Below are 22,067 nucleotides of genomic sequence, written 5' to 3' on the forward strand. Positions count from 1 at the left end.
TGCGCCGGTCATCACGGTCATCCCGATCGCCAGGCCGTAAAAGGAGTTCCCTGCGGTTCCTTTAGCGGTCGTGACGTTGAGCATCACGTATACCAACGCAAAGGTATAGAGGAACTCCGCGACCAACGCAGGCCCCACGGCCAGGGTCATGGCCTTCACCGCGGCACCGCCCTTCAGGTATCCCACGAAGAGCGAGGCAAGCAGGGCGCCGATGAGTTGGGAGGTGACATAAGGGAGGACGTCCTTGGCGGCCACGCGCCCCCGCATCCAGGCTCCCAGGGTCACGGCGGGATTGTAGTGGGCCCCGGAGACATGACCGCCTGCAAATACCATCACCATGAGCGCGGCCCCAATCGCCAGCGGTGGAATGACCCCTGCCGCGCCTGCGATAACCGTGGTCCCAATCGTCAGCACGAGAAAGAACGTGCCGATGAGTTCGGTGACATACTTGTTCACACCAGGTCCTCCTCTTGTCTGACACGGCGTCGGCTGGCCGCTACCGGTTTCGCTGACCGATCGCTGGCCCCCTTGCATGTCCTGACCGCGGTGCGGTCCTGCCGAGGCAAAACGCGGGTTGAACGTGAATGGAGAACCGTGGGGGATGCATGGACGGCCTGATTCCAAAATCCGAATTCGTCCGGATCGCGAACGTCGTGGGGGTCCGGCGGTGGCTCGCCGTGCTGGCCATGTTGACGATCCCGGCGGGGGCGGCCCGCGCGGCGGTGTCCCTCGGCGTAGTTGCCGCCCCCACCTTGATCAGCGTCTATAACCCGGCGGGCCCGCTCAACGGCCTACGCCGGTGAGACTACCATGAAGACACTCGATTGAGCTCTCGCTGGCCGACGTACGGAATCAGGCCATACGCACGCGCCCTCGCGATCGCATACTGAGCCAGTTCCTTCGAGTTCGCGTAGTCCAGCGTAAAGACCGTGAGTCCTCTGCTGCGCCACGTCGCGAGCGCATGGAGCACGGCGTCGCTCTGACGGACCGGGATCTTCTGGTAGCCGCCTTGGTACGTCGCCGAGACCTCCTCGCGGGCAAGTCCCTGCACGTACTGGTAGAACTGGCGCCCATCGGAGCCGCGTTCTGTGAGAACGCCTAGGTTTGACGATTGGGCGATCAGCAGAGTGGTCGGATGGAGCGCATGAATCTGCCGGACCAGTTCCACGATACCTGCAGTCACGTCCGGGCGGCCGGTGTCCGATCCTGCATCGACGTTGTCGAGGAAGAGACCGTCGACGCCCTTGCCGAGGATCTGTGGCACCACGGTCGTGAGCAGGACTTCCCGGTATCCGGGCTTGGACGCGTCCATGTAGAACTCATCCCATCCCGGGTACTTCTTGAGGATGTACGGCTGGACCTGAGACCAGTAGGATCGAAACGGCTCGGCGGAGCCGATGTTGATGTACGAGAGCACGAGTTTGCCCTGCGACTTCAACATCGCAACATCCTGCGGCTCGTAGTTTGCCGCACCGTCCTCGACATCGATATCCACCATGTCAAACTGCAGGAGTTGCGGGATCTGCCCATTGCTGTAGTAACTGACCCAGGTCCGGGCCGCCCGCAGGCGGTCGGCCGGACTGAGCTGGCCGCCTCGCGAGGCTGGGACCGAGCCCATCAGCATGAGGATGAGACCGCTTACGATTCCCGTTATCCACCACCGCATCGAAGGATCTCCTCTCGCTCGCTTTAGTGAAGCGGAATGACCATGCGTTCACCCCGCTTGAGGGTGAGATAGGACGTTTCATCGGGCCCATACCGATCCACCGCCGTCCCCACGTGGACCCCCGTGACCGGGATGATCGCCCCCCCGGTCGTGGCGGTGATGATGATGCTCTGCCCGGGGATCAAGACGCCCACGATCCCCGCCTGATTGTACGCCGCGCGCCGTTCCATCGCCCGGCCGATCTCACCCATCGTCAGCGTCCTCGTGGGCAGGGAGGACAGGGCTTCGTACTTCGCGACAACGGCGGCGAAGAAGTCTGCGAGCAGCGTATGCCCGCTCGAATACTGGCGCAGGTTGGACTGGTGAAACATCAATGGGTTAATGTCATACGTAAAGAGGTACCCGAGCAGGGTGTCGCTCTCGAAGTCGAGCAGGCCCCGATAGGTGAGCGGGCAGCGGTCCGGGAAGAGGCGGCAGAAGTCCGGGTGCACCGCCATGAACTCCTCGAGCAACTCGCCGGGCTCGGTGACATTGTAAAAGATATTGGTGGGGTAGCGGGGAATCTCGAGGATTCGCGGCTCGTGGATGTTTCGAATACCCGTATTGAACCTGGGGGCCCGCTGGTCGCTGCGGGACCAATCCGACACCACGTATCGCACGCCGCGCCGGAATGCGCCGAGCATCGCCGCGGGGTTCCTGAGCCCGGAGATGTCCGGGGTGACCAGGTTCTCGGGAGAATACTTCGAAAATCCCAGATCACGCGCAACCGTGTGATTCAGCGCTAACTCCGCCTCGGTCTGCTGCTCGGTGGCGGCGTCGAGGTTCATGTGCCCGTAGGTATGGCTGATCCACTCGAACTGGTCCTGCAGGGCGACCACCCGGTCCGTCAATGGATCCTCCGTCGGGACCAGGTCCACTTCGGGATCGCCTTGCCCGGCGACGAAGGCATGCTCGCTGCCTTCCCCGTTGAAGGCCATGGCGAGCCGAAACGCGCCGGTCAGCCGCCGCGCGCGAATCGCCTGCTGCCAGGCCGCCGCCGCGTCGAGATCCGAGACGGTCATGCGATAGGGGGCCCCGGCAAACCGGTCGTCGTCGAAGAAGAGGTCGTCGACCTGCGGATTGAGGTACACTCGCCGCTCTCCGAGGTACACGCCTCGGGTGGCCCAGGTGATCGCGCCCGCCGCGAGGAGCCGCGTGTGCAGCAGGGACGCGCTGCCGTCCATGGCAAATGCCAGATTCTCCCGTCCGTCCGAAGATGTCTTGATGACGGCGAGGGCGTCCCCGTCCGGAGTGACGAGCAGCGGGACGGCATCCTCGGTGGCCCTGGAGAGATAGAGCCAGGCGTTGCGGATCGGGATGTCGGCGTTGGGATTCAGGTAGGAAAAGATCCGGCGGCCCGCCGGCGTCAGGTGGCCGCTCTTGGCGAGCATGCCGGCGCTGGACGGGAGGTGAAGCCCGTACTCGGGGGTCGGGTACGTGTACATCGTGACCTGACGGATATGGAACTGCGTCTCGAAGTGCTCGAGGGTCTCCCAGTCTTTTGGCCCGAACGCGGTGACGTTCGCCGCGCCGTTCCAGTAGGTCAACGTGTTCGTCGCCAATATCACGGCATAGTACCGCGCGGTCGTCCCCTGCACAAGCTTCTCAGGCGTCAGCGGCCCGTCGCGGCGAGTGACGAAGGCCTGCGCCGGGATCCCGAGCTCGTCGAGCGCGGCCATGGCTGCCCCGAACGCGGGTTCCGTGCCATCCGCCGAGATGACGAGCACCCGCATGGTCATCGGCCCCGGCCCGCCACCCTGAGGCGTCCCGAGGGCAGATGGGAGCGGTTCCGGCGAAAGAGGCGCCGCCGTTTGGGGGAGGGGCGCCGATCCTCCGGACAACGGCAGTTCCCCTGGGAGGACATCGTGCCGGTGGGGGGTGATCCCCGCCGCGTGGCCCGCCGCCAACGCCAGAATGAGGAGGAACCCTGCGCTTACGCGTACACTGCTGCGGTACATGGCATCGCGCTCCTTATGATGAGATGTAGAAGAATGCACTTAGAATGCCGCATAGTAGTATCGGTCTATGTTGCGAACGAGCCGGTTTGCCCGCCAAATCGCCAATTCGCTGAGGGTCGTGGCGGCACCGATGAGCGCGAGGGCAAGCCATCCGGCCGTCCCGCGCTGAACCATGAGGAGTCCTTCGCCGCACTGGAGGATAAGGCCGCACACCAAGACCCCGCCGGCGTCGCGGAGCGCACCCAGACCGGTCAGCATGCCAAAGGAGAACAAGAACCCCGGCAGCGCCACGATCAACCCGACCACCGTGATCCGGAACACCAAAAACGTCGGGGCGTCCATGCCACCCCAGGGTGCCCCGCCGGTCGCGGCCAGGAGTACAATGGCGGCCGCGGCCCCAAACCACCGGCACCGCCACAACATCTGCGAGAAGCGGGTGACCGCTCGGGTTCTGAGTTCGGTCACTCCGAGGATCTCCGTCCTCATCATCTGTTCGCGCAGGCCCTGGTAGTAGCGATGGAGGCCCCAGGATGCGGCGATAGCCACCGGGACGATGCCAAGGATGCCGAGGTCCACTCCCGACTCAAACACCTGGCGCTCCGCCGGCGAGAGCATCCATGCGATCGGACGCGTGGCAAACAGAAACAGATAGTATAATACCCCGGTGGCGAACCACGGCGCCGCGTCGAGCCACACGACGAGCCACCGGGTCCGCCCGAGGCCATGCGAACCACGCGACACAGGGAGATCCGCTCCCGCCACCACGCCGACGCGAACACCACCGAGCAGCGAACGGCTCCGGGCGAGGCTCCCCAGCCACAACGCGGTCAGGCCGACCAACTGAGCCAAGATGATCGCCTGCGCGGCATCGGTGCCGGCGTGCACGAGACGCGCGTACGTCAATGCGAGCAGGCCCACCCCGATGCCGGTCGTGAGCACCAGGCCGGCCACGTCGTTCAGCGCGATGAGAGGTACCACGGCTACACGGTAGTTCCCGTGCAACACGAAATAGCCGGCGGCGACGAGTGGGGCGAGATGATCGTAAGGATGCATCTTCCAGATTCCTGCCGTGACGGCCAACGCCCCGATGGACATGACGCCGCCGCCCGCCCACACGGCCCGATGGAAGAACGCCTGGGCCTGCGTAAAGTCCCGCTGCGCGGTGTGAAAGAGCAACCGCCGTGTGATGGCGTACTGGAACCCGCCGCTCACGATGAGGCTGCCCAGAATGCCGACCGTGAGGGCCTGCGCGAGTGCGAACGGCGCGTTGTCCGCAGACCAGACAGACCGTCCCCAGGCGATCATCAGGGCCACCATGACGAGCCATACCGCCTGCTGGGCGATCACCGCCATTACCGGGGACGACGCGTCCGGACGCGCGGGCTGGGTCTTCCTGGATTGGGAGCGGGCCGCGCCCGCGGTCCCCAGAAACTCGATGCGGCCGAAGACCTCGCGAGCGAGTGCGAAGACGTCGGCCCACCCGGCCTCTTTGGCCCGCCGGTCAGAGTACCCGAGCACTTCGAGGACGACCGCCACGGCGAACGGGCCGCCCGGGCTGGGGTCGATCTCACAGACGGTGCGCGCCAGGCGCTCCGGCAGGAGACGACGCTCCAACAGCGGCCGGCTAATGAACGGCGAGGTGCTGATAGACATCCTGATACGCCTGAATCATCTGGTGAAGTTGGTACTGCTGTACCGCGCGATCGCGTGCGCGCGCGCCGTACTCGCGCCGGTCCGCGTCGTCTTGAAGGGCCGCCACGATCGCCATCCCCAGCGACTTCGGGGAGCGTGGAGGGACCAGGACGCCGCATCCCTCCAAGGCTTCGCGGACTCCTCCGACGTCGGTGGCGACGACCATCTTGCCACAGGCCATCGCCTCAATCACCCCGAACGGGAAACCCTCCGAAAGGCTTGGGCTGACCACGACGTCGGCCTCGCGGTAGGCGGCCTCGGGCTGCTGCGTGGCCTGTTCCAGGGTGACTGCGTGCTCCAGGCCGAGGTCCTTGATCCGGGCGACACACAACTGCCGGTACGCCGGATCCGTCGCCTCGCCGTAGATCCGGCACCGGGCCTGCGTGATCCGTCGGTGCACGTACGCCATGGCCTCGATGAAATTGAGGGTGTCCTTCAGGCGATCCACCCGTCCCACCGAGATCACCGTGGGGACGGAGTGCGGAGCCTCCCGCACGGGGGAGAAGCGCGTGGTGTCGACGCCGTTGTAGATGACGCGCACCTTGGCGGGCGGGACTCCCATCGCGACCTCCCACCGACTGTTGAAGTGGCACACCGGCGTCACCAGGTCGGCAAACGCGTAGTTCAGGCGGACGAGCGCGTGCTCAAAGTTGGCGAGAAAGACCTTCTGCGGCGTCGACCCCTCTTCGTTGATGAGGTCTAGCAGCCGCTCCCGATAGTAGACCCCGTGCTCGGTGAGGAGAAACGGCACGCCATGCACGATTTTGGCCAGGACCGCGGGCACGCCGGCGATTCCGGCGACCGCCGCGTGGGCGACATCCACCCGCTCGACGGGTGCGGTGAGCACGCGAAGATGACGCTCGAGACGCCGGCAGAGCCCGATCGTGTCCATGACGGACAGCCGGCCGAATAACGGGTCGCTCGTCAAGACACGCACAAAGGTATCCCATACGGCCGGGTGCCGCATCGTCGCGTAGAAGTCGACCTTTCTGAAGAACCGGGACAGCCCGGCCAGCGCCAGCCCGAGCGCCCAGGGGTCCGGGGCCCCCCGCATGCATTGGGTCACCACGGTCTCGTAGGGCGCCAGGAAGTCGCGGCCGAACTCGCGCACTCTCACCCGGCGGTAGCGAGCGGCGACGCTCCGCGGAGGCAGGCCGGGGAACTCCTCCGGACGCCCGACCCCCCAGAGCGGGATCGTCGTCAGCCGCACGTCTCGCCGCAGGGGAAACCGCGGGGTGACGTTCGGATTCGAGACGATGCTCGTCAGCCGGAACTCCACCGCGGGGAGGCCGGTGATCAACTGGTGCGCCCATACCGACACGCCGCCCCGAAAGTATGGGTACGTCCCGGAGACCGATAACAAGACTTTCATCACTGTGCCAAGGCGTCCCGGAGGTGCGCGGGGAGAACGTCGAGTCCGTCCACCGGCAACGCGAAGTGGACGTTGAGGTCGGTCGCGCACCGGCGCATCTCTTCCGCCTCGTTCGGGAGCCCGGCCCTCGCGTACTGGGCGGCGGCGCGTTCGTACGACCACGCGGCCTCCCGGATGGACCAGGTCATCGCCTCTTCGGCGTGCCTGCGGAAGAGCTCGGCCGCGCGTTGCCGTTCAGACAACGCCAGGGCGTGGTCTCCGAGGCGCGCCGTGATCTCTGCGGAGGCCGCGCGCGCCACCGCCACCCGGCCGTGATGCCCGCGTCCGTTCTGTTGATCGATGTCCTGTTGATAGAGCCGCCGGGCGTCGGCCAGCTGCCCCTGCTGTTCCAGGCGCTCGGCCTTGAGCCAGGGGTTGTCATCCCGCTGAAGACGGGTGACCCACACCGGAACGCGACCGTTGGTGGCCTTGGGGGCCGGATCTCCCCCGAGCAGTCGCGCCAGCTTTGAGAACACCTTCGCTGTTGTCACATCGGGAGATTACGACGGGGCCCATTCTTTCGACTTCGTCTTTTATGCCAAATCGAGCTATTAGACGAATGAACCCTCATCCATCTTTGGATACCCGTCGACGTCCGCCGGATGAGGCGAAATACCGTGGAGCATGAGGTTCGATGGAAGTTCTCCGCATGTCAGGGGAGAGCCGTCAGGCGGCGGGGCCCCTTCTTGCGGGTGCGGCGCTTGGGCGGCTCCGTCTCGAGGACGGCCTCGGCGATCCAGATCGAGAGGAGGACGTCGAGCGCGCTGATGGTCTTCGGCACGAGTTCCTTTGGGACGATCGGCGATCGCGACTTGGGCGGCTTGCGGTATGTCGATGCAAGGCTTGCCGAGTATGAGTAGTACTTCATGAAGGCCCCCTGACTCCGGACGCTCATTGTGAGATACCATGAGGCAGCGGGGAACCACTTCGTCCGTCGGGCGGTTTTTTAATCCCGTTTGGATGAGAGGCCGGAAACGACGCGGGTTCATCTGAGGATCGCAAATCCTTCAAACGATCGGTTGGCGGAGGGGCCGTTTTCATCCAGGATGGAGGGGAGACGAGGCCGGAGGGGTGAACGAACCGTGGCGCAGAGGGTCTCGCGACTTGTGGCGTTCGTGATGTTGTTTCTACTCGCGGTGCTGACCGGGATGCTGGTGCCGCCGTCGTGGGTCGTTACTCGGTAATCTCCAAGTCCATGGTGAGGAACATCTCCACGATCTGAGGATCGAAGTCTTTTCCGATATGCTCGCAGATATACTCGTGGGCTTCCTCGCGCGTCCAGGCGTCCCGGTAGGGCCGGTTTGAACACAGCGCATCCCAGACGTCCACGACGGAGAAGATTCGCGCGGGGAGGGGAATCTGATCGCCCTTGAGCCCCCGCGGATACCCGGTGCCGTCCCACTTTTCATGGTGGCAGTACGGGATATCCAACGCGGGGCGCAGGTGGGAGATCGGCGACAGCAACGCGTACGCGTACACCGGGTGGCGTCGCACGATCTGCCATTCCTCCTCGGTGAGCGACCCGGGCTTCAGTAAAATCGCGTCGGGAACCAGCATGGTGCCAATGTCGTGAAGCAGTGCCCCGCGGTAGACGTGGACCAGCTCATCATCGGGCATCCCGATCATCCGCCCCAGTCTCACCGTCCACTCGGCCACGCGTTTCGTGTGGCCCTCGGCCTGCTGGTCGCGGAGGTCCAGCGCGCGTGCCCAGCCGGCGATGATGTCGTCGTACGCGACCCGTAGCTCGCCGCGCAATTGTTCGACGAGGTTGACGAGTTTGGGCCCTTCGATCTGTGCTTCCCTGGTTGGGCTCCCCATCTCTACCAGGTGTGTGCCCACACCGGCCGTCATTTAGCGCCGGGCCGCGCCCGGGTGTGCAGGCCCGGCCCGTGGGCGGTGGAGGGATTGTCGGCGCACGCCTCGTAGCCTCCCTCGGTGCATCTCACCGACGCAGTGGCCATCGTGACGGGGGGGACCGGAGGGTTAGGTCGCCGTATCTGCCGGTCCCTGGCTCAGCACGGCGTTCGTGTGGCCGTGTGCTACCAACACCGAGGGGCCGAAGCCGAAATCGTCGCCCGGGAGGTGCGGGATCTCCGGGGACAGGCTGCGCCCTTTCAGGTGGACGTGCTTCACGCAGACTCCGTGGAGCGCCTCATGGCCGACGTGCTCCGGGTGTTTGGCCGCGTCGATATTCTCGTGAACGATGCCGCATACAACAAATGGATTCCTTTCCCGCAATTGACGGACCTGAGCTTGGAAGACTGGAATCGCATCTTGACGACGAACCTCACCGGGCCGTTCATCTGCAGCAAGGCGGTGGCCCCAATCATGAAGCGCCAGGGTGGGGGGCGAATCGTCAACGTCTCCTCCATCGCGGGATTCGGTCCGACGGGCTCTTCGATCGCCTACGCCGTGTCGAAGGCGGGGTTGAATCACCTCACTCGGTGCATGGCGGTTGCCCTGGCTCCGGAGATCCTGGTCAACGGGGTGGCTCCGGGGTTCATGGAAGGCACGCGGATGAGCGAGAATCTCGCCCCCCAGTACCGCGAGCGGGCGACGCAGGGAGCACTGCTCCAGCGCGCCACCGACAAGGACGATGTGGCGGCGCTCGTCGTCGAATTCTGCCGCACCGACAGCATCACAGGGCAGACGCTCGTTGTGGATGCGGGGCGTGTATTTCACTGACGGACGCTCAGCCAGAGGCCCCGTGCTCTTGAGCAGGTGAACGGCGAGCGGACCGGCCCCGCCGTCATCTATATATTCTCCCTCACCTACGTACTGGTGTGGAACATCGCCACGCCCTTCATTCCCCTCTACCTGACGGCGCACGGCGCCACGCCCACCGCGGTCGGGATTGTTGTGAGCCTCTCCGGCCTCCTGCCGCTCTTCTTCGCCGTGCACGTCGGTGCCCTGGTGGACGTCCACGGTCCCGCGCCGGTCGGGAAGTGGTCCGTCGTCACGGAGACCATCGCGTGCGCGATCCTGGCGGCGGTCCCCGGGGCGACGGGGGTGGCCGTGGGCTACGCGCTCTTGGGACTCGGGAATCTCGGGCTGACGGTGGCGACCCAACTCGCCGTGGCCGAGTTCAGCCCTCCCGCGTCGCGGGCACGCAACTACGGCTACTACAGCTCGTGGATCTCGGCGGGCATGGTCTTGGGCCCGATCGTGGGCGGCTTGCTGGTAGATTTCCGAGGATATCAGGCGGTGTTCATCACAGTGGTGGCCCTCATGATTCCGTCCTTTGTGCTGGCCGGCCTGGTGAAGCCCCGGGCGCGGTCGTCCCTGCCGGCCACCAGGGTGTGGACCGCGCATCACTCGGCGCGCGGCATTCTCGGTCTTCCCGGGGTCGGCCTGATCCTGTTTATCTCCTTCATGGTCATCAGCGGTCAGAGCCTGAGGCAGTCGTTCTACCCGCTGTACCTGCAAACCGTTGGGCTTCCGTCCACACTCATTGGTGTCATCATCGGGGCCGGCAGTCTCACCTCGATGCTCGTCCGGCCGTTTATTGGGCGTGCGGTCTCAGCGTTCGGGTACGCGGCGTTGTTGGCGGGAGCGACGGGCCTGGCGATGGTGTCGATCGGAATCACCCCGCTGATGATGTCCTTTGTGCCGCTTATGCTGGCCTCGGCCGGGCTCGGCGCGTCGACCGGGGTGACGCAACCGCTGACGATGAGCCTCATGGCCGACGCCGTGACCGCCGATCTCTGGGGGCTGGCGATGGGAATTCGGCAGACCGTGCAGCGCTTGGGGACGGTGGCGACCCCGATCGTGTTCGGCGTCCTCGTCACGAGGTATGGGATCGGGTCGTCGTTCTACTTGGGCGCGTTGACGATGGGGGCGGCCATGCTCGTCATCCTGCGATTCGAGCTGCCGATCGTGAGCCTCGAGGCGTCGGGTGATCGTCCGCGCATGGCCGAAGGAGACGGTGGATAGCGCAAGGGGTGGCGGGGACCGGGTCAGAAGTAACGCTGGATCATTAAGGGGGGATGGGAATGGCGCAACGCACGCTGGCCTCGATCCTGGCGGTCGCGCTCGTCGCGGTGATCGCGGCGGGGTGGCCGTCCGCGTCCGCCGTCGGACAGGTCGCCGGCACATTTCGCACGCCGCTCGGAGGTGAGCCCGCGACCCTCGACCCCTATTTCTCAGTGGACTCCTCCTCGGGACCGCTCACCGCCTTGATGTACACGACGCTGGTGGCCTTCGACAGCGGCGGGAGACTTGTGCCGGCCGGGGCGCGGAGCTGGGACATCTCGCCAAACGGGCTGATCTACACGTTCCACCTGCGCGACAATGTGAAGTTCCACGGCGGCCGCAAGGTGACCGCGGCGGACTGGAAGTGGTCGTTCGAGCGCATGGGAGATCCCACGCTCAAAGCGCTCGTCGCCGACGTGGTGTTGTCGGGGGTAACGGGGTACGACGCGTACCAGAAGGGCGCGGCCGAGATCGCGGGCCTCAAGGTTGTCGATCCCCAGACCCTGCAGCTCGTGCTCAACCCGTCGCACCGGGGAGGGTTCTTGAACCGCCTCGCCTACTACGCCGCCGTCGTTCTCGACAAGGACGTGGTCGAGAAGGGCGGCAAGGGATGGTTTGGAACCCGGGACGCCGGCTCCGGTCCATTCATCTTCAAAGAGTGGGTCCACAACTCCCGGATTACGCTGGCCGGGGACCCCAACTTCGCCCAGGGTCCGCCCAAGATCTCCCGCTTGGAACTGCCGATCGTGACGGAGGCGTCCACCCAGCTCTCCGAATACGTCTCGGGACAACTCGATCTCGTGCAGGTCCCGCTCGCGGACTTTCAACGCATCAAGGCGGATCCGGTGCTGAGCAAAGAGTTGTTTGTAGCGCCCCGCGCGCAGATCCTCTTCCTCGGGCTCAACGCCCGCGTCTACGAGGCCTTCAAGGACGCGCGGGTGCGGCGCGCCATCGCGATGGCCATCGACCGCGCCAAGATCGCCCAGACGGTCTTCTTCGGATTCTATCGGCCCGCGAACTCGATCGTCCCACCGGGGATCCCGGGATTCTACGCTGACTACAAGGGGCTCCCCTATGATCCCGCGCAGGCCAAGAAGCTCCTCGAGGAAGCCGGCGTGGCGGGGAAGCTCCCGCCGCTCCGGATCGCAATGAACCCGTTCACGCCGATCGCGCAGATGGCCGGGGAACCGATCGTGGCGATGCTGCGGGCAAATTTGGGGCTCGACGCGCAACTCGAGAAGACGGAGTTCTCCAACTTCATCGCGTCCTTGAACAAACGGACCGTCTACCAGTCCTTCCTCACCGGCTGGTCGGCCGACTACCTCGACTACAGCGATTATCTCGACCTCTTGCTCGACAGCCGCTCCGTGCTCGACCGCGTTAATTACAACAATCCGGAGTTCGACAAATTGATCGACCAGGCGAACGCCGCGCCAACGGAGAGCCGGCGCATCGAGATCTACCATAAGGCAGAGGCGCTCGCCGTGCAGGACGCGCAGTTTGTCCCGCTGTTCTTCTCGCAGTTCGCGATGCTCAAGAAGCCCTATGTCCAGGGTCTGGAGACGACGCCGATGCTCTCGGGATGGCTTCCGTTCACCCGCGTGAGCGTCCAAAAGTAAACGCCGCTTCGGCTGCGGAGAGTGACCCCGGCGCGCCGCAGTGATTCGCTATCTGGCCTACCGCGCCGCGCTGGCGATCCCCCTGTTTCTAGGGGCGGCGCTGTTGATCTTCCTCGCCGGGCACTACGCGCCGGGAGATCCCGTGCAGACCCTCCTGGGGGATCATTACAATCCCCAGACCGCCGCGCGGATGCGGCACGAACTCGGGCTCGACCGCCCGCTGGCGATCCAGTTCGTGGCCTATGTGAGGGACGCGGTCACGTTGGACTTCGGGACGTCCTACGTGAATCCGAGCTGGCGGGTGGGGGACATCGTCCGGCAAACCCTGCCGATCAGCCTGGGGCTGGCGGCGCTCGCGGTTGCGCTGGCCGCGGCGGCCGGCGTCGGGCTCGGCTTGGCCGCGGCGGTCACGTCCGGCCGGGCCGCCGATCGGTTGATCCAGGTTGGCGTGCTCTCCGGACTCTCCGTGCCCAGCTTCGTCGTCGCCGCCGTGCTCGTCTTGGTGTTCGCGCTGCATTGGCGGCTCCTTCCGGTCGCGGGGTGGGGGAAGCCGCAGGACTACGTCCTGCCGGTGGTGGTCCTCGCCGGGGCACCGATTGCCTACATCACCCGGATCACCCGATCCAGCGTCGCCCAGGTGCTGACCGAGGATTACGTCCGAACGGCCCGCAGCAAGGGGCTGCGCGCGCCGGTGGTGCTCCTCCGCCACGTCCTCCGAAACGCCGCGCTTCCGGTTGTGACGACGGTCGGGATCGCGTTCGGGAACGCGATCGTCGGGGCGTTCGTTGTGGAGGTCGTCTTCAACATCCCGGGGATCGCGCGGATCGCGGTGAACGCGATTCTCCAGCGGGACTACACCGTCATCCAGACCGTGATGCTGGTCTACACGGCGCTCTTCACCGCGATCAATCTCGCCGTGGACATCTCGTACGCGTACCTCAACCCGCGTGTGCGCTACTGATCTGCGGGTCCCGGCCGTGCGGTCCGCCACGAGACGCTCCCGCGGCTGGGGGACGCTGGCGCGGCGGGAGTGGCCGGCTGCGCTGGGAGGAGTGTTTCTCACGGCGCTGATCCTCCTCGCCGCCGGGGCGCCGTGGATCACCGCATACACCTACGATCGCCAGGATCTCGACCACTTATTTCAGGGGCCGTCCGCGGCGCACTGGTTCGGGACCGATCAGTTCGGGCGGGACGTATCGACGCGGATCGTCTATGGCGCTCGGATCACGCTGGCGGTGGGGTCCTCCGCCGTGCTCGCCGAGTCGCTCGTCGGGGTCGCCTGGGGGACCGTTGCGGGGTTCTACGGCGGAACGCTGGATAACGTGCTGATGCGGATCGTCGACCTACTCATCGCGTTCCCATCGATGCTCTTGGCGATCCTGGTCACGGGGATCTTCGGGCCGAGCCTCGTCAACATCGTCCTGGCGCTCGCGCTCACGGCCTGGCCGGGGACCGCGCGCATCATCCGGAGCGAGGTCGTGGCGCTGCGCGAACGAGAGTTCATCGAAGGCGCCCGGGCGCTCGGCGCGTCTGCGGTGCGGATCCTGATCCGGCACCTCGTCCCCAACGTGATGCACCTGGTCGTCGTGCGGGCGACGCTCGATGTCAGCGCCCTCATTTTGATCGAGGCCACGCTCAGCTTCATCGGGATCGGCGTACAGCCCCCGCGGCCGAGCTGGGGGTTGATGATCAGCGAGAGCTTCCAGTACCTGCAGAGCCATCCCCATCTCGTCATCGTCCCCGCCGCGGTGCTCTCGCTGACCGTGGTCTCATTCAACCTCGTGGGCGGATCGTTGACGGCGGCGTTCGATCCTCGGAAGCGGTCGGCATGACGCGTTCAGGAGGGGCGGAGATGGCGCATCGCGTGCGGTGGGGATTGAGCCTCCCGAATCGGGGGATCGTGCTCGGGGCAGGGGATCCCCCCGAGTTGCTGGCGATGGCCGAGATCGCCGATCGCTCGGGGGTATTCGATGCTGTGTTTACGGGTGACAGTTTGATCGCAAAGCCGCGGATCGATGCGGTCGTGTTTCTCGCCGCGGTGGCGGGCCGCACACAGCGGGTACTCCTGGGCACGTCGTGCATGGCCAGCTTCATCTTTCGGCATCCGATCGTGCTCGCGAATCAGTGGGCGGCGCTCGATCAGATGAGCGGAGGGCGCGCGTATCTCGTCGCCTGCATGGGCGGTGGACCGCACACCAAGTCCGCGCACCGCTCGCCGAGCGGCGCCCGCTGGGAGGTCGAGTTCGCCGCGATGGGCACGAGCGTGGAGGAGCGGGCCGGCCGCTTGGTCGAGGGCATTGAGATTCTCCGGGCGCTGTGGACCGGTGAGCCGGTCACCCATCGCGGGCGGTTCTATCAATTCGCCGACGTCGTGTTGAACGTGACCCCCCTGCAAACGCCGTGTCCGATCGCGATCGCCAGCAACCCCCAACCGCCCTACGCCGGCGAGCACATCATCGAGCGCGCCCTCAAGCGGGTGGCGCGTCTTGGGGACGGGTGGCAGGTCGAGATGAGTACCCCCGAGGAGTTCGCGCACCGCTGGCAGCGCATCCGCGAATACGCCGCCGCCCTTGGCCGTTCCCCGGGTCCGGTGACCTCGATGATCCATTTCTACGTCAACGTCAACAGGGATGCCGACGCAGCGTTCGATGAAGCCCGGCGGTTCTACGAGCACTATCATGCGGGCCGGTTCCCGGACGAGTACCTGCGCTGGCGGCTCGTCACCGGAACGGCGGACGAAGTCGCCGAGCGGATCAGCCGGTTCATCGCCAGCGGCTGCAACCTGCCGATCATCCGGTTCGCCACGTACGATCCGATGGGGCAGCTGCGGCTGGCACTGACCGATTTGATGCCTCGGCTGCGGGATCATACCGATCACGCTCGCGCCTGGTGGCCTTGATGCGCCCCCTGGTGGAGGCGTTGATCCGCGGCGGCCACGACGTCCTCGAGACCGTCGTGGAGCGGCTGCAGGCGGGGGTGCGCGTTGCCAGCGTGAACCCATCGGCCGGGGGAACGGGGGAGGGCGAGTTCCAGACATTGGTCGCCGCTGAGTTGGAGCGGCTGGGATGCGCCGTGGAATCCTGGGAGCCGGACGCAGCGGCGCTCTCGGAGCGGTTCCCGGCCGCGCGCCCGTACCTGCCGTCCAGCGGGTTTCGGACCCGTCCCAACGTCATCGGATGGGCGCCGACTGCGGAGCCGCTCGGCGGACGGCGGGCGCACCTCATTCTCAACAGCCACGCCGATACCGTGGGAGCCGGCGATCCGTCCGGTTGGCGCTTTCCGCCGTTCTCGGGCACGGTCGCCGACGGCCACCTACACGGCCTCGGTGCCGTGGACGCGAAGGGCTGCATGTTTGCGTTCCTCGGTGCGTTCGCCGTCCTCCGGGCGGCGGGGGTGACGCTGCGCCGTAGCGTGATGCTCCAATCGGTGGTGGACGAGGAAGCCGGCGGCGCCGGCGTGCTCGACTGCATTCGGCGAGGGTACACCGCCGGAGCGGCGCTTGTCGGAGAGCCCACCTCGCTGCGGGTGTGCCCGGGCTCACGGGGATCGATGACGCTCGTGTTACGCGTCGTGGGGCGAGGCGCGCATCCGGGAGAAGGGTGGCGCGGGGTGAACGCCATCCATGCCGCGTGGCGCTACGTCGAAGCGCTTGAGCGCCTACGGGATGGCCTTGACCGAACCCGCATGCATCCCCTCTGGGCTCCGCTTCCGGTCGGGCATGTCTGGAACTTGATGGCGGTGAACTCCGGCCCCGCCGGACGCTCGGTCCCCGATCGGTGCGAGGTTCGATACAGTGTGGGGGTGATCGGTGCTGAGCGACTCACCGAACTCCAAGACGTGGTCGCCGCGTGCGTCGCCGGGGTGACCGCGGCCGACCCGTGGCTGATCGAGCACCCTCCGACGATAGAGTGGTCACCTCCATCCATGGAGCCGGCGGTGATCGAGCCGACGCATCCCGCCGTCGCGGCGATGGTTGCCGCCGGCGTCGACTTGGGGGAGGATCCGGTCGGCGTGCAGGCTTTTTCCGCCGCCTCCGACGGCCGGCACCTCATGAACTCGGGCGGGATCCCGGCCATCAACTTCGGGCCGGGGGACCTCCACCGCTGCCACAGCCCCGGAGAGGAGCTCCCGGTGGCGGAGTTGCGGCGCGCCATGACGTGGATCGCGCTGTTCATGGCGCGGTACTGCGGTGTCGCCCGCGGCCCCGCCGAGCGCTGATCCCAAAGGGAGTCCCGAGAACGCCCGAGAACCACCCGTCGTTCCCGGATCGGTTCGCAGACCGTCGAGGAGGATTGTTGCGCCATGTGCCAGTTGAACGAGGTCAAGGACCCGAATTATCTGCCGCACTTGACCTGGCCCGAGGTCAAGGCGCTGCTGGAGACGACCGACACTGTGATTCTACCGTTCGGGTCGATCGAGCAGCACGGTCCGGCGCTCCCGGAGGGGACGGATACGCTCGGCGTCATCGCGGTCTCGCGGGCCGCCGCGCGCGCCTCCGGCACCCTCTGTGCGCCGGTCCTCTTCCCCGCGCTCTCGGCGCACCACATGCAGTTCCCAGGGACGATTACGCTCTCGGAGGATACGTTCTGCCGGGTCGTGCTGGAGTCGGCGGCCTCGCTGGCCCGGCACGGCTTCCGACGGATCCTCCTCGCGAACGGCCACGGGGGGAACGAAGCGACGCTCGCCTACCTAGCCCATCGGATCACGAGGGAGACGGACGCCGCGGCCCAGCTGTTCGGGATCGGGGAGCTTCGGAAGATCTACCTCACCGCACACATCGACAAACTCGACATCCACGCGGGGATCGGCGAGACATCATCAATGTTGTACCAACAGCCGGACCTGGTCCGCCGCGACGATATCGAGCAGCCGCGGATGACGTTGGATGGCTGGCGTGAGGCGTTGCTGACCAAGGTGCGAGACGATCCCAGCCTTCTCCGCTATGTGACGCTCAAGCTCCCCGCGACGCACCTGGTTTCCTCCAACGGGTGCATCACCTACGGCGACCCGGCACAGGGCACCGCGGAGCGAGGGAAAGAACTCTTCGACGCCTACGTGGCCGCCATGGTCGCGTTCATCAAGGGCTGGCAATCGGCAACATCCAAGCCGGTACAGCAAGGGACGACCCGATGAGGTCGCGGTCGCGCGTCTGCCTGCTTGGAACCCTGCTCACCGTGATCGCGCTGGTCCCGACAGGCGCGCCGGCCCCGGATCTGTTCGCCGCCGACCGGACCATGCTGCGCGCGGCAATCCGCACACCCGCGACGGGGTTCGATCCGAAAATCGAGACGGCAAGCACGGTCGGGGCGATCGATGCCAACGCAATTGAAACGCTGGTCACGACCGATTTTGACGGGGTGACGATCCGGCCGCAGCTGGCCACCGAGTGGCGGGTGGAGGGGGCCCGCAGCTGGATCTTCAAGCTCCGCCCCAAGGTGAGGTTTCACGACGGCACCCCATTCGACGCGGCGGCGGTGAAGTTCAGCCTGGAGCGCATGGCCGCCGCGGACTCGTCGCAGCGAGGCGACTTCGCCTGGTTGGAGAGCGTCCAGATCGTAGATCCGCTGACCGTCCGCATCACCGCCAAATATCCGTATGCTCCGATGCTCAGCTCGCTCGCGTTTTACGAGCCGTATCTCGTGAGCCCCTCGGCCGTTCAGAGGATGGGCGATGGCTTCGGGCAACGACCCGTGGGCACGGGTCCCTTCAAGTTCCAGAGCCACGTCCCCAAGCAGCGAACGATCATGGTCCGCAACGACGACTACTGGGGACCCAAGGCCGTCCTGGCGCAGGTGGATTGGATCTTCGTTCCCGAGGACAATGCGCGCCTGGCCGGTCTCCTCGCTGGCGAGCTCGACCTGTTGACGGTGATCGAGCCGTCGATCGCGCAGGCGATCGCCAAGAACGCCCAGTACCAAGTCCTCCACGGCCCCGCGGATCTCGTCGACCGCGTAGGGTTCAATACCAGGAAGAAACCGTTCGACGACGTGCGCATCCGCCGGGCGATCGTGCACGCGATCAACCGGAAGCTGATGCTGGAGACCATCTTTGGCGGAGACGGCGTTCTGTATGACATGCCGATCGCGCCCACCATGTGGGGCTATGACCGGTCCACGATGGGGCCGCTCAGCTACCCGTACGATCCCGAGAAGGCCAAGCGGCTCCTCGCGGAAGCGGGGTATCCGAACGGATTCAAGACCACGTTCACCGCCATCAACCGCCCCGACCACCGCCAGATCGCCGAGGTCGTCCAGGAAGATCTCAAGAAGGTCGGCATCCAAGTCGAGGTCAAAACCTTCGACTTCGCGACGGTCGCCGAACTGTCTCGTCAGGGCCAGGACGAGATGTACATCATCGGAACGTACGGCGTCGGTGATCCCGACCGTGTCTTTCCCGAGTATGAGTCCTCGACCGTCGGGGTGAAGAACCGGAACTTCTGGAGCACGCCAGAAGTGGACCGGCTGATTGCGCTGCAGCGGACTCAACTCGATGATGCGAAGCGCCTTGCGCTTGTGCGGCAGGCCGCCGCAAAGATCCGCGAAGCGGTGCCGGACTTTGCGCTGCGCGTCCGGGTCGACGCGGAGGCGATCAGCAAAAAGGTGAAGGGCTACCGGTTGCACCCTCTCAAGTGGGTTCTGCAGCCGGTCGGCCTAGAACCATAGCCGGTTCGGGGCGGTCGTTGCTGCCCTACATCGCGCGTCGCGTGGTTCATGTCCTCCTGGTGGTGGTCGGGGTGGTGGTCATCACCTTCGCGATGCTGCGCCTCATCCCGGGGAATCCGGCGCGAGTAATCGCCGGCGAATTCGCCTCGGCCGACAGCATCAAGGCGGTAGAGATCCGGCTCGGTCTCGATCGGCCCCTGCCCGTACAGTTCGGCCGCTATATCGGGAATCTGGTCCGGGGAAATCTCGGCCAATCGTTTCACAGCAACGTGCCCGTTGCACGGGAGTTGGCCGTGTCGTATCCGATTACGGCGCAGCTGGCCGTGTTTTCGCTTCTCCTCGCCGCCGTCCTCGGAGTCCCGCTCGGGGTCGCGGCCGCGGTGCGCCGCGGCACGGCGGTGGACCTGGTGTCGATGGTGATCGCGGTCGGCGGCCTGTCCGTCCCCAATTTCTGGCTCGGGCTCAACCTCATCTTGTTGTTCTCGGTGACGCTCCGCTGGCTGCCATCGATCGGCAGCGACTCCCTCGCGCACTTTGTGCTGCCGTCGATTTCGCTGGCAACATTTTCCCTCGCACTCATCGCACGGCAGATGCGGTCGAGCCTGCTGGAGGTGCTGGGGCAGGATTTCATCCGGACCGCCCGCGCCAAGGGGCTGACGGGGCACGGAACAATCACCCGGCACGCGCTGCGCAACGCGCTGATCCCGGTGATCACCGTGATGGGGCTCAACTTCGGGTACGTACTCGGCGGGACGGTGATTACCGAGTCGGTGTTCTCGATGCGCGGGATGGGATCCCTGGTCGTGAGCTCGATCCTCGACCGGGACTATCCGGTGGTGCAGGCCGGGATCCTGGTCCTGGCCCTCAACTTCGCGTTGGTGAATCTGCTGGTGGACCTTGCCTATGCAGTCGCCGATCCCCGCGTCCGCTACGCATAGGTGACCGCGAGGGACTCGTGCGCCGCGTCCTGCGCCATCATTCGGCCCTGGTCGGCCTCATCGTTGTCCTGGCAGAGGTCTCCCTCGCACTGCTTGCCCCCCGGGTCGCCTCCTTGCCGCCCAGCGTGCAGGACCTCCGCGGCCGGCTGGCGCCGCCCGGCGTGGCGCGACATTTCCTCGGCACCGACGAACTCGGCCGGGACATCCTGAGCCGCCTCGTGTATGGCGCCCGCATCTCGTTGGCCGTCGGCGTCCTCGTGGTGGGCGTGGCCGCAGGGATCGGGGTCCCGGCCGGCGTGGTGGCGGGCTACCATCCTCGCTGGGATGCGCCGATCATGCGGATGACGGACCTGATGATGGCCTTTCCCGGCATCCTCCTCGCGCTCGTCGTCGTCGCGATCCTGGGGCCGGGTCTCTGGCAGGCGATGCTGGCGGTGGGAATTCAGTCGGTGCCGGTGTTCGTCCGCCTGACCCGTGCGTCGGCCCTGACCGTGCGGGAGCTCGACTACATTCAGGCCGCCTCGGCCGTCGGGGTGCCGGATGTCCGCATCCTCGCCCGGCACGTGCTCCCGAACTCACTCCCCCCGATCCTGGTCCAGGCGACCTTCAGCATGGCGACGGCCATCATCACGACGGCGTCATTGAGCTTTCTTGGGCTCGGCGCGCAACCGCCGTCGCCCGAGTGGGGGGCGATGCTGGCCACCGGCCGCGTGAACATGTACCTCGCGCCGCACGTCACGTTGTTCCCCGGGCTGGCGATCTTCGTCACCGTGCTCGCGTTCAACTTGTTGGGAGACGGTCTCCGGGACTTGTTGGATCCCCGCCTCCGAGGCGTGGTGTAACGAGGAGACACCTCCGGAAACGAGAAGTGGCTTTTGACCCCAAGCTCGAAACACGCTGCACCGGGAGGGAGGGACGCATGCCGCGACTTCGCTACGATCTCGAGGCCAGAAAACCGTATCTGGTGCCGGAGTTCAGCGACGCCGAGTACGATCGGAGAATCGCCGCGCTCTGCGCCGGCATGGCCGCGGAAGGATTCGATGCGCTCTGCGTGTCTGGGAACGCGGCATCCCCGTCGGCGATCCGGTATCTCACCAACTACGTCCCGGCGTTCGGGAGCGCCTTTGTCGTGGTGCGCCATGACGGGACCGTCACGGTGACGACCGATGCGCTCCTGCACGGGGAGCCGATGCACTCGATGATCTGGGCGTGTCGCGTCGCCGATGTCCGGGCCGCCCGGGGCCCCGTCTACGGAGGGTCGGCGGACGAGGTCGCCGTGCTCGCGGCCGACGCGGCCACGGGCGCCGCCCGCATCGGATTGATCGGGAGCCCCATCCTGCCGTTCGCGCTCCACGCAGCCCTCGTCGCGCGCCTGCCCGGCCTCCGGCCGGCTGATCACCTCCTGAGCTCGATTCGCCTGCTCAAGAGCGACGAGGAGGTCGCCAAGATGCGGGAAGCCGGGCGGATCGCCGACGTCGCGATGGGTGCGGTGTTTCAGGCACTCCGCGCCGGCGCTCAAGAAACCGAAGTCGCTGCGGCTGGCGTGGAGCGGCTGCACGCCCTCGGCGCTCGCGAGGGGTTTGCCACCTGCGTCGTCGGAGGGGCTCAGGCGGGGCTCAAACACGGGACGCCGAGGCGGCGGGTGCTCGTCGGGAGCGAGATGGTGTTCATCGATTTGGGGGCCGCCTTCGACGGCTATATGTCGGACGTGAGCCGGTGCACGGTAGTGGGGACGGCCGAGGGAGCAGGGCTGACCGCGCTCAATGTCGGGCTCGATCTGTACCGCGCCGGGTTGGAGGTGATGGGCCCCGGCCGGACCATCGACGATGTGTCGAATGCGTTGCTGGCCGTGGTCCGCGGGACGAAGTTCGAGCAGTACTACTGCCCGGGTGGGTTCGGACACGGCATCGGGATGTCGGTGATTGAGACACCCGGGCTGTACGCGGGGAATCCCACCGAACTCCGGCCGCGGATGACCCTCGCGTATGAGCCGATGGTCGTCATCGAGGGCCTTGGGACCGGTGTGGTCGAGGACACCCTCCTCATCACCGAGACCGGTTTCGAGCGGCTGACGCAGTACCCGGTTGTGACATGGTCGTCACGATGATGT

General features: G+C 66.1%; 21 protein-coding genes. 13 read left to right on the plus strand and 8 right to left on the minus strand.

The genetic code is table 11. The features are described from left to right. Positions 1-456, minus strand: a 456-nt coding sequence (locus VFP86_02235) for an aquaporin (GenBank protein HET8998443.1), incomplete at its 3' end; no start/stop codon positions are given. Between the two features lie 149 nt (positions 457-605). On the opposite strand from VFP86_02235, the gene VFP86_02240 reads away from it, so the two are divergent. Beyond that, positions 606-803 (plus strand): hypothetical protein, encoded by a 198-nt coding sequence (locus VFP86_02240; protein ID HET8998444.1) that lies wholly within the window; start codon positions 606-608, stop codon positions 801-803. A gap of 2 nt (positions 804-805) precedes the next feature. Here the strand turns inward: VFP86_02240 and VFP86_02245 are convergent, their stop codons facing one another. From VFP86_02245 to VFP86_02275, 7 genes are all read right to left on the minus strand, one after another. After that, on the minus strand, positions 806-1,666 hold the full coding sequence (locus VFP86_02245; GenBank protein ID HET8998445.1) for an endo alpha-1,4 polygalactosaminidase: 861 nt from the start codon (positions 1,664-1,666) through the stop codon (positions 806-808). 23 nt (positions 1,667-1,689) lie between these two features. Further along, the gene (locus VFP86_02250) at positions 1,690-3,663 is read right to left on the minus strand and encodes a hypothetical protein (GenBank protein HET8998446.1); all 1,974 of its coding nucleotides are present in this window, start codon (positions 3,661-3,663) and stop codon (positions 1,690-1,692) included. Between the two features lie 39 nt (positions 3,664-3,702). Then, positions 3,703-5,316: a hypothetical protein gene (locus tag VFP86_02255; protein HET8998447.1), complete on the minus strand. Its 1,614-nt coding sequence runs from the start codon at positions 5,314-5,316 to the stop codon at positions 3,703-3,705. After that, the gene (gene pelF / locus VFP86_02260) at positions 5,288-6,727 is read right to left on the minus strand and encodes a GT4 family glycosyltransferase PelF (protein ID HET8998448.1); all 1,440 of its coding nucleotides are present in this window, start codon (positions 6,725-6,727) and stop codon (positions 5,288-5,290) included. Before pelF ends, VFP86_02255 begins: the two co-directional genes overlap by 29 nt. Next, positions 6,727-7,257, minus strand: coding sequence for a hypothetical protein (locus VFP86_02265; GenBank protein ID HET8998449.1), 531 nt, complete (start codon positions 7,255-7,257; stop codon positions 6,727-6,729). Before VFP86_02265 ends, pelF begins: the two co-directional genes overlap by 1 nt. Before the next feature lie 161 nt (positions 7,258-7,418). Continuing rightward, positions 7,419-7,634, minus strand: coding sequence for a hypothetical protein (locus tag VFP86_02270; GenBank protein ID HET8998450.1), 216 nt, complete (start codon positions 7,632-7,634; stop codon positions 7,419-7,421). A gap of 305 nt (positions 7,635-7,939) precedes the next feature. Then, the gene (locus tag VFP86_02275) at positions 7,940-8,605 is read right to left on the minus strand and encodes an HD-GYP domain-containing protein (protein ID HET8998451.1); all 666 of its coding nucleotides are present in this window, start codon (positions 8,603-8,605) and stop codon (positions 7,940-7,942) included. 96 nt (positions 8,606-8,701) lie between these two features. Here VFP86_02275 and VFP86_02280 point away from each other — a divergent pair, with 96 nt between their 5' ends. The 12 genes from VFP86_02280 to VFP86_02335 all read left to right on the plus strand — a co-directional run bounded on the left by VFP86_02280 (position 8,702) and on the right by VFP86_02335 (position 22,064). Beyond that, positions 8,702-9,451 (plus strand): SDR family oxidoreductase, encoded by a 750-nt coding sequence (locus tag VFP86_02280; protein ID HET8998452.1) that lies wholly within the window; start codon positions 8,702-8,704, stop codon positions 9,449-9,451. 36 nt (positions 9,452-9,487) lie between these two features. Continuing rightward, positions 9,488-10,699: an MFS transporter gene (locus tag VFP86_02285; protein ID HET8998453.1), complete on the plus strand. Its 1,212-nt coding sequence runs from the start codon at positions 9,488-9,490 to the stop codon at positions 10,697-10,699. 59 nt (positions 10,700-10,758) lie between these two features. Further along, positions 10,759-12,357, plus strand: coding sequence for a peptide ABC transporter substrate-binding protein (locus tag VFP86_02290; protein ID HET8998454.1), 1,599 nt, complete (start codon positions 10,759-10,761; stop codon positions 12,355-12,357). Positions 12,358-12,397: 40 nt separating this feature from the next. Next, complete coding sequence (locus VFP86_02295) at positions 12,398-13,318, plus strand: ABC transporter permease (GenBank protein ID HET8998455.1); 921 nt, start codon at positions 12,398-12,400, stop codon at positions 13,316-13,318. Between the two features lie 16 nt (positions 13,319-13,334). Further along, positions 13,335-14,189, plus strand: a complete 855-nt coding sequence (locus tag VFP86_02300; protein HET8998456.1) for an ABC transporter permease — start codon at positions 13,335-13,337, stop codon at positions 14,187-14,189. 20 nt (positions 14,190-14,209) lie between these two features. Next, positions 14,210-15,256, plus strand: coding sequence for an LLM class flavin-dependent oxidoreductase (locus VFP86_02305; protein ID HET8998457.1), 1,047 nt, complete (start codon positions 14,210-14,212; stop codon positions 15,254-15,256). Beyond that, entirely contained in the window at positions 15,256-16,575 is a 1,320-nt protein-coding gene (locus VFP86_02310) for an ArgE/DapE family deacylase (protein HET8998458.1), read from the plus strand. Before VFP86_02305 ends, VFP86_02310 begins: the two co-directional genes overlap by 1 nt. Positions 16,576-16,659: 84 nt before the next feature. Then, positions 16,660-17,490, plus strand: a complete 831-nt coding sequence (locus tag VFP86_02315) for a creatininase family protein (GenBank protein HET8998459.1) — start codon at positions 16,660-16,662, stop codon at positions 17,488-17,490. Continuing rightward, a complete protein-coding gene (locus VFP86_02320) occupies positions 17,487-19,019 on the plus strand; it encodes an ABC transporter substrate-binding protein (GenBank protein ID HET8998460.1) in 1,533 nt (510 codons plus the stop codon). Before VFP86_02315 ends, VFP86_02320 begins: the two co-directional genes overlap by 4 nt. 17 nt (positions 19,020-19,036) lie before the next feature. Next, on the plus strand, positions 19,037-19,957 hold the full coding sequence (locus VFP86_02325; protein ID HET8998461.1) for an ABC transporter permease: 921 nt from the start codon (positions 19,037-19,039) through the stop codon (positions 19,955-19,957). 17 nt (positions 19,958-19,974) lie between these two features. Beyond that, on the plus strand, positions 19,975-20,799 hold the full coding sequence (locus VFP86_02330; GenBank protein ID HET8998462.1) for an ABC transporter permease: 825 nt from the start codon (positions 19,975-19,977) through the stop codon (positions 20,797-20,799). Between the two features lie 77 nt (positions 20,800-20,876). After that, positions 20,877-22,064 (plus strand): Xaa-Pro peptidase family protein, encoded by a 1,188-nt coding sequence (locus VFP86_02335; GenBank protein ID HET8998463.1) that lies wholly within the window; start codon positions 20,877-20,879, stop codon positions 22,062-22,064. Positions 22,065-22,067 lie beyond the last annotated feature (3 nt).

The sequence above is a fragment of the bacterium genome (assembly GCA_035703895.1).
In the GTDB taxonomy this organism is placed as follows: domain Bacteria; phylum Sysuimicrobiota; class Sysuimicrobiia; order Sysuimicrobiales; family Segetimicrobiaceae; genus Segetimicrobium.

What these genes read in the sequence shown, in the direction of transcription:
- VFP86_02240 (HET8998444.1), top strand. Translation starts at nt 606, where the DNA reads ATGGACGGCCTGATTCCAAAATCCGAATTCGTCCGGATCGCGAACGTC.
- VFP86_02245 (HET8998445.1), bottom strand. Translation starts at nt 1,666, where the DNA reads ATGCGGTGGTGGATAACGGGAATCGTAAGCGGTCTCATCCTCATGCTG.
- VFP86_02250 (HET8998446.1), bottom strand. Translation starts at nt 3,663, where the DNA reads ATGTACCGCAGCAGTGTACGCGTAAGCGCAGGGTTCCTCCTCATTCTG.
- VFP86_02255 (HET8998447.1), bottom strand. Translation starts at nt 5,316, where the DNA reads ATGTCTATCAGCACCTCGCCGTTCATTAGCCGGCCGCTGTTGGAGCGT.
- pelF (HET8998448.1), bottom strand. Translation starts at nt 6,727, where the DNA reads ATGAAAGTCTTGTTATCGGTCTCCGGGACGTACCCATACTTTCGGGGC.
- VFP86_02270 (HET8998450.1), bottom strand. Translation starts at nt 7,634, where the DNA reads ATGAAGTACTACTCATACTCGGCAAGCCTTGCATCGACATACCGCAAG.
- VFP86_02290 (HET8998454.1), top strand. Translation starts at nt 10,759, where the DNA reads ATGGCGCAACGCACGCTGGCCTCGATCCTGGCGGTCGCGCTCGTCGCG.
- VFP86_02305 (HET8998457.1), top strand. Translation starts at nt 14,210, where the DNA reads ATGGCGCATCGCGTGCGGTGGGGATTGAGCCTCCCGAATCGGGGGATC.
- VFP86_02310 (HET8998458.1), top strand. Translation starts at nt 15,256, where the DNA reads ATGCGCCCCCTGGTGGAGGCGTTGATCCGCGGCGGCCACGACGTCCTC.
- VFP86_02315 (HET8998459.1), top strand. Translation starts at nt 16,660, where the DNA reads ATGTGCCAGTTGAACGAGGTCAAGGACCCGAATTATCTGCCGCACTTG.
- VFP86_02320 (HET8998460.1), top strand. Translation starts at nt 17,487, where the DNA reads ATGAGGTCGCGGTCGCGCGTCTGCCTGCTTGGAACCCTGCTCACCGTG.
- VFP86_02335 (HET8998463.1), top strand. Translation starts at nt 20,877, where the DNA reads ATGCCGCGACTTCGCTACGATCTCGAGGCCAGAAAACCGTATCTGGTG.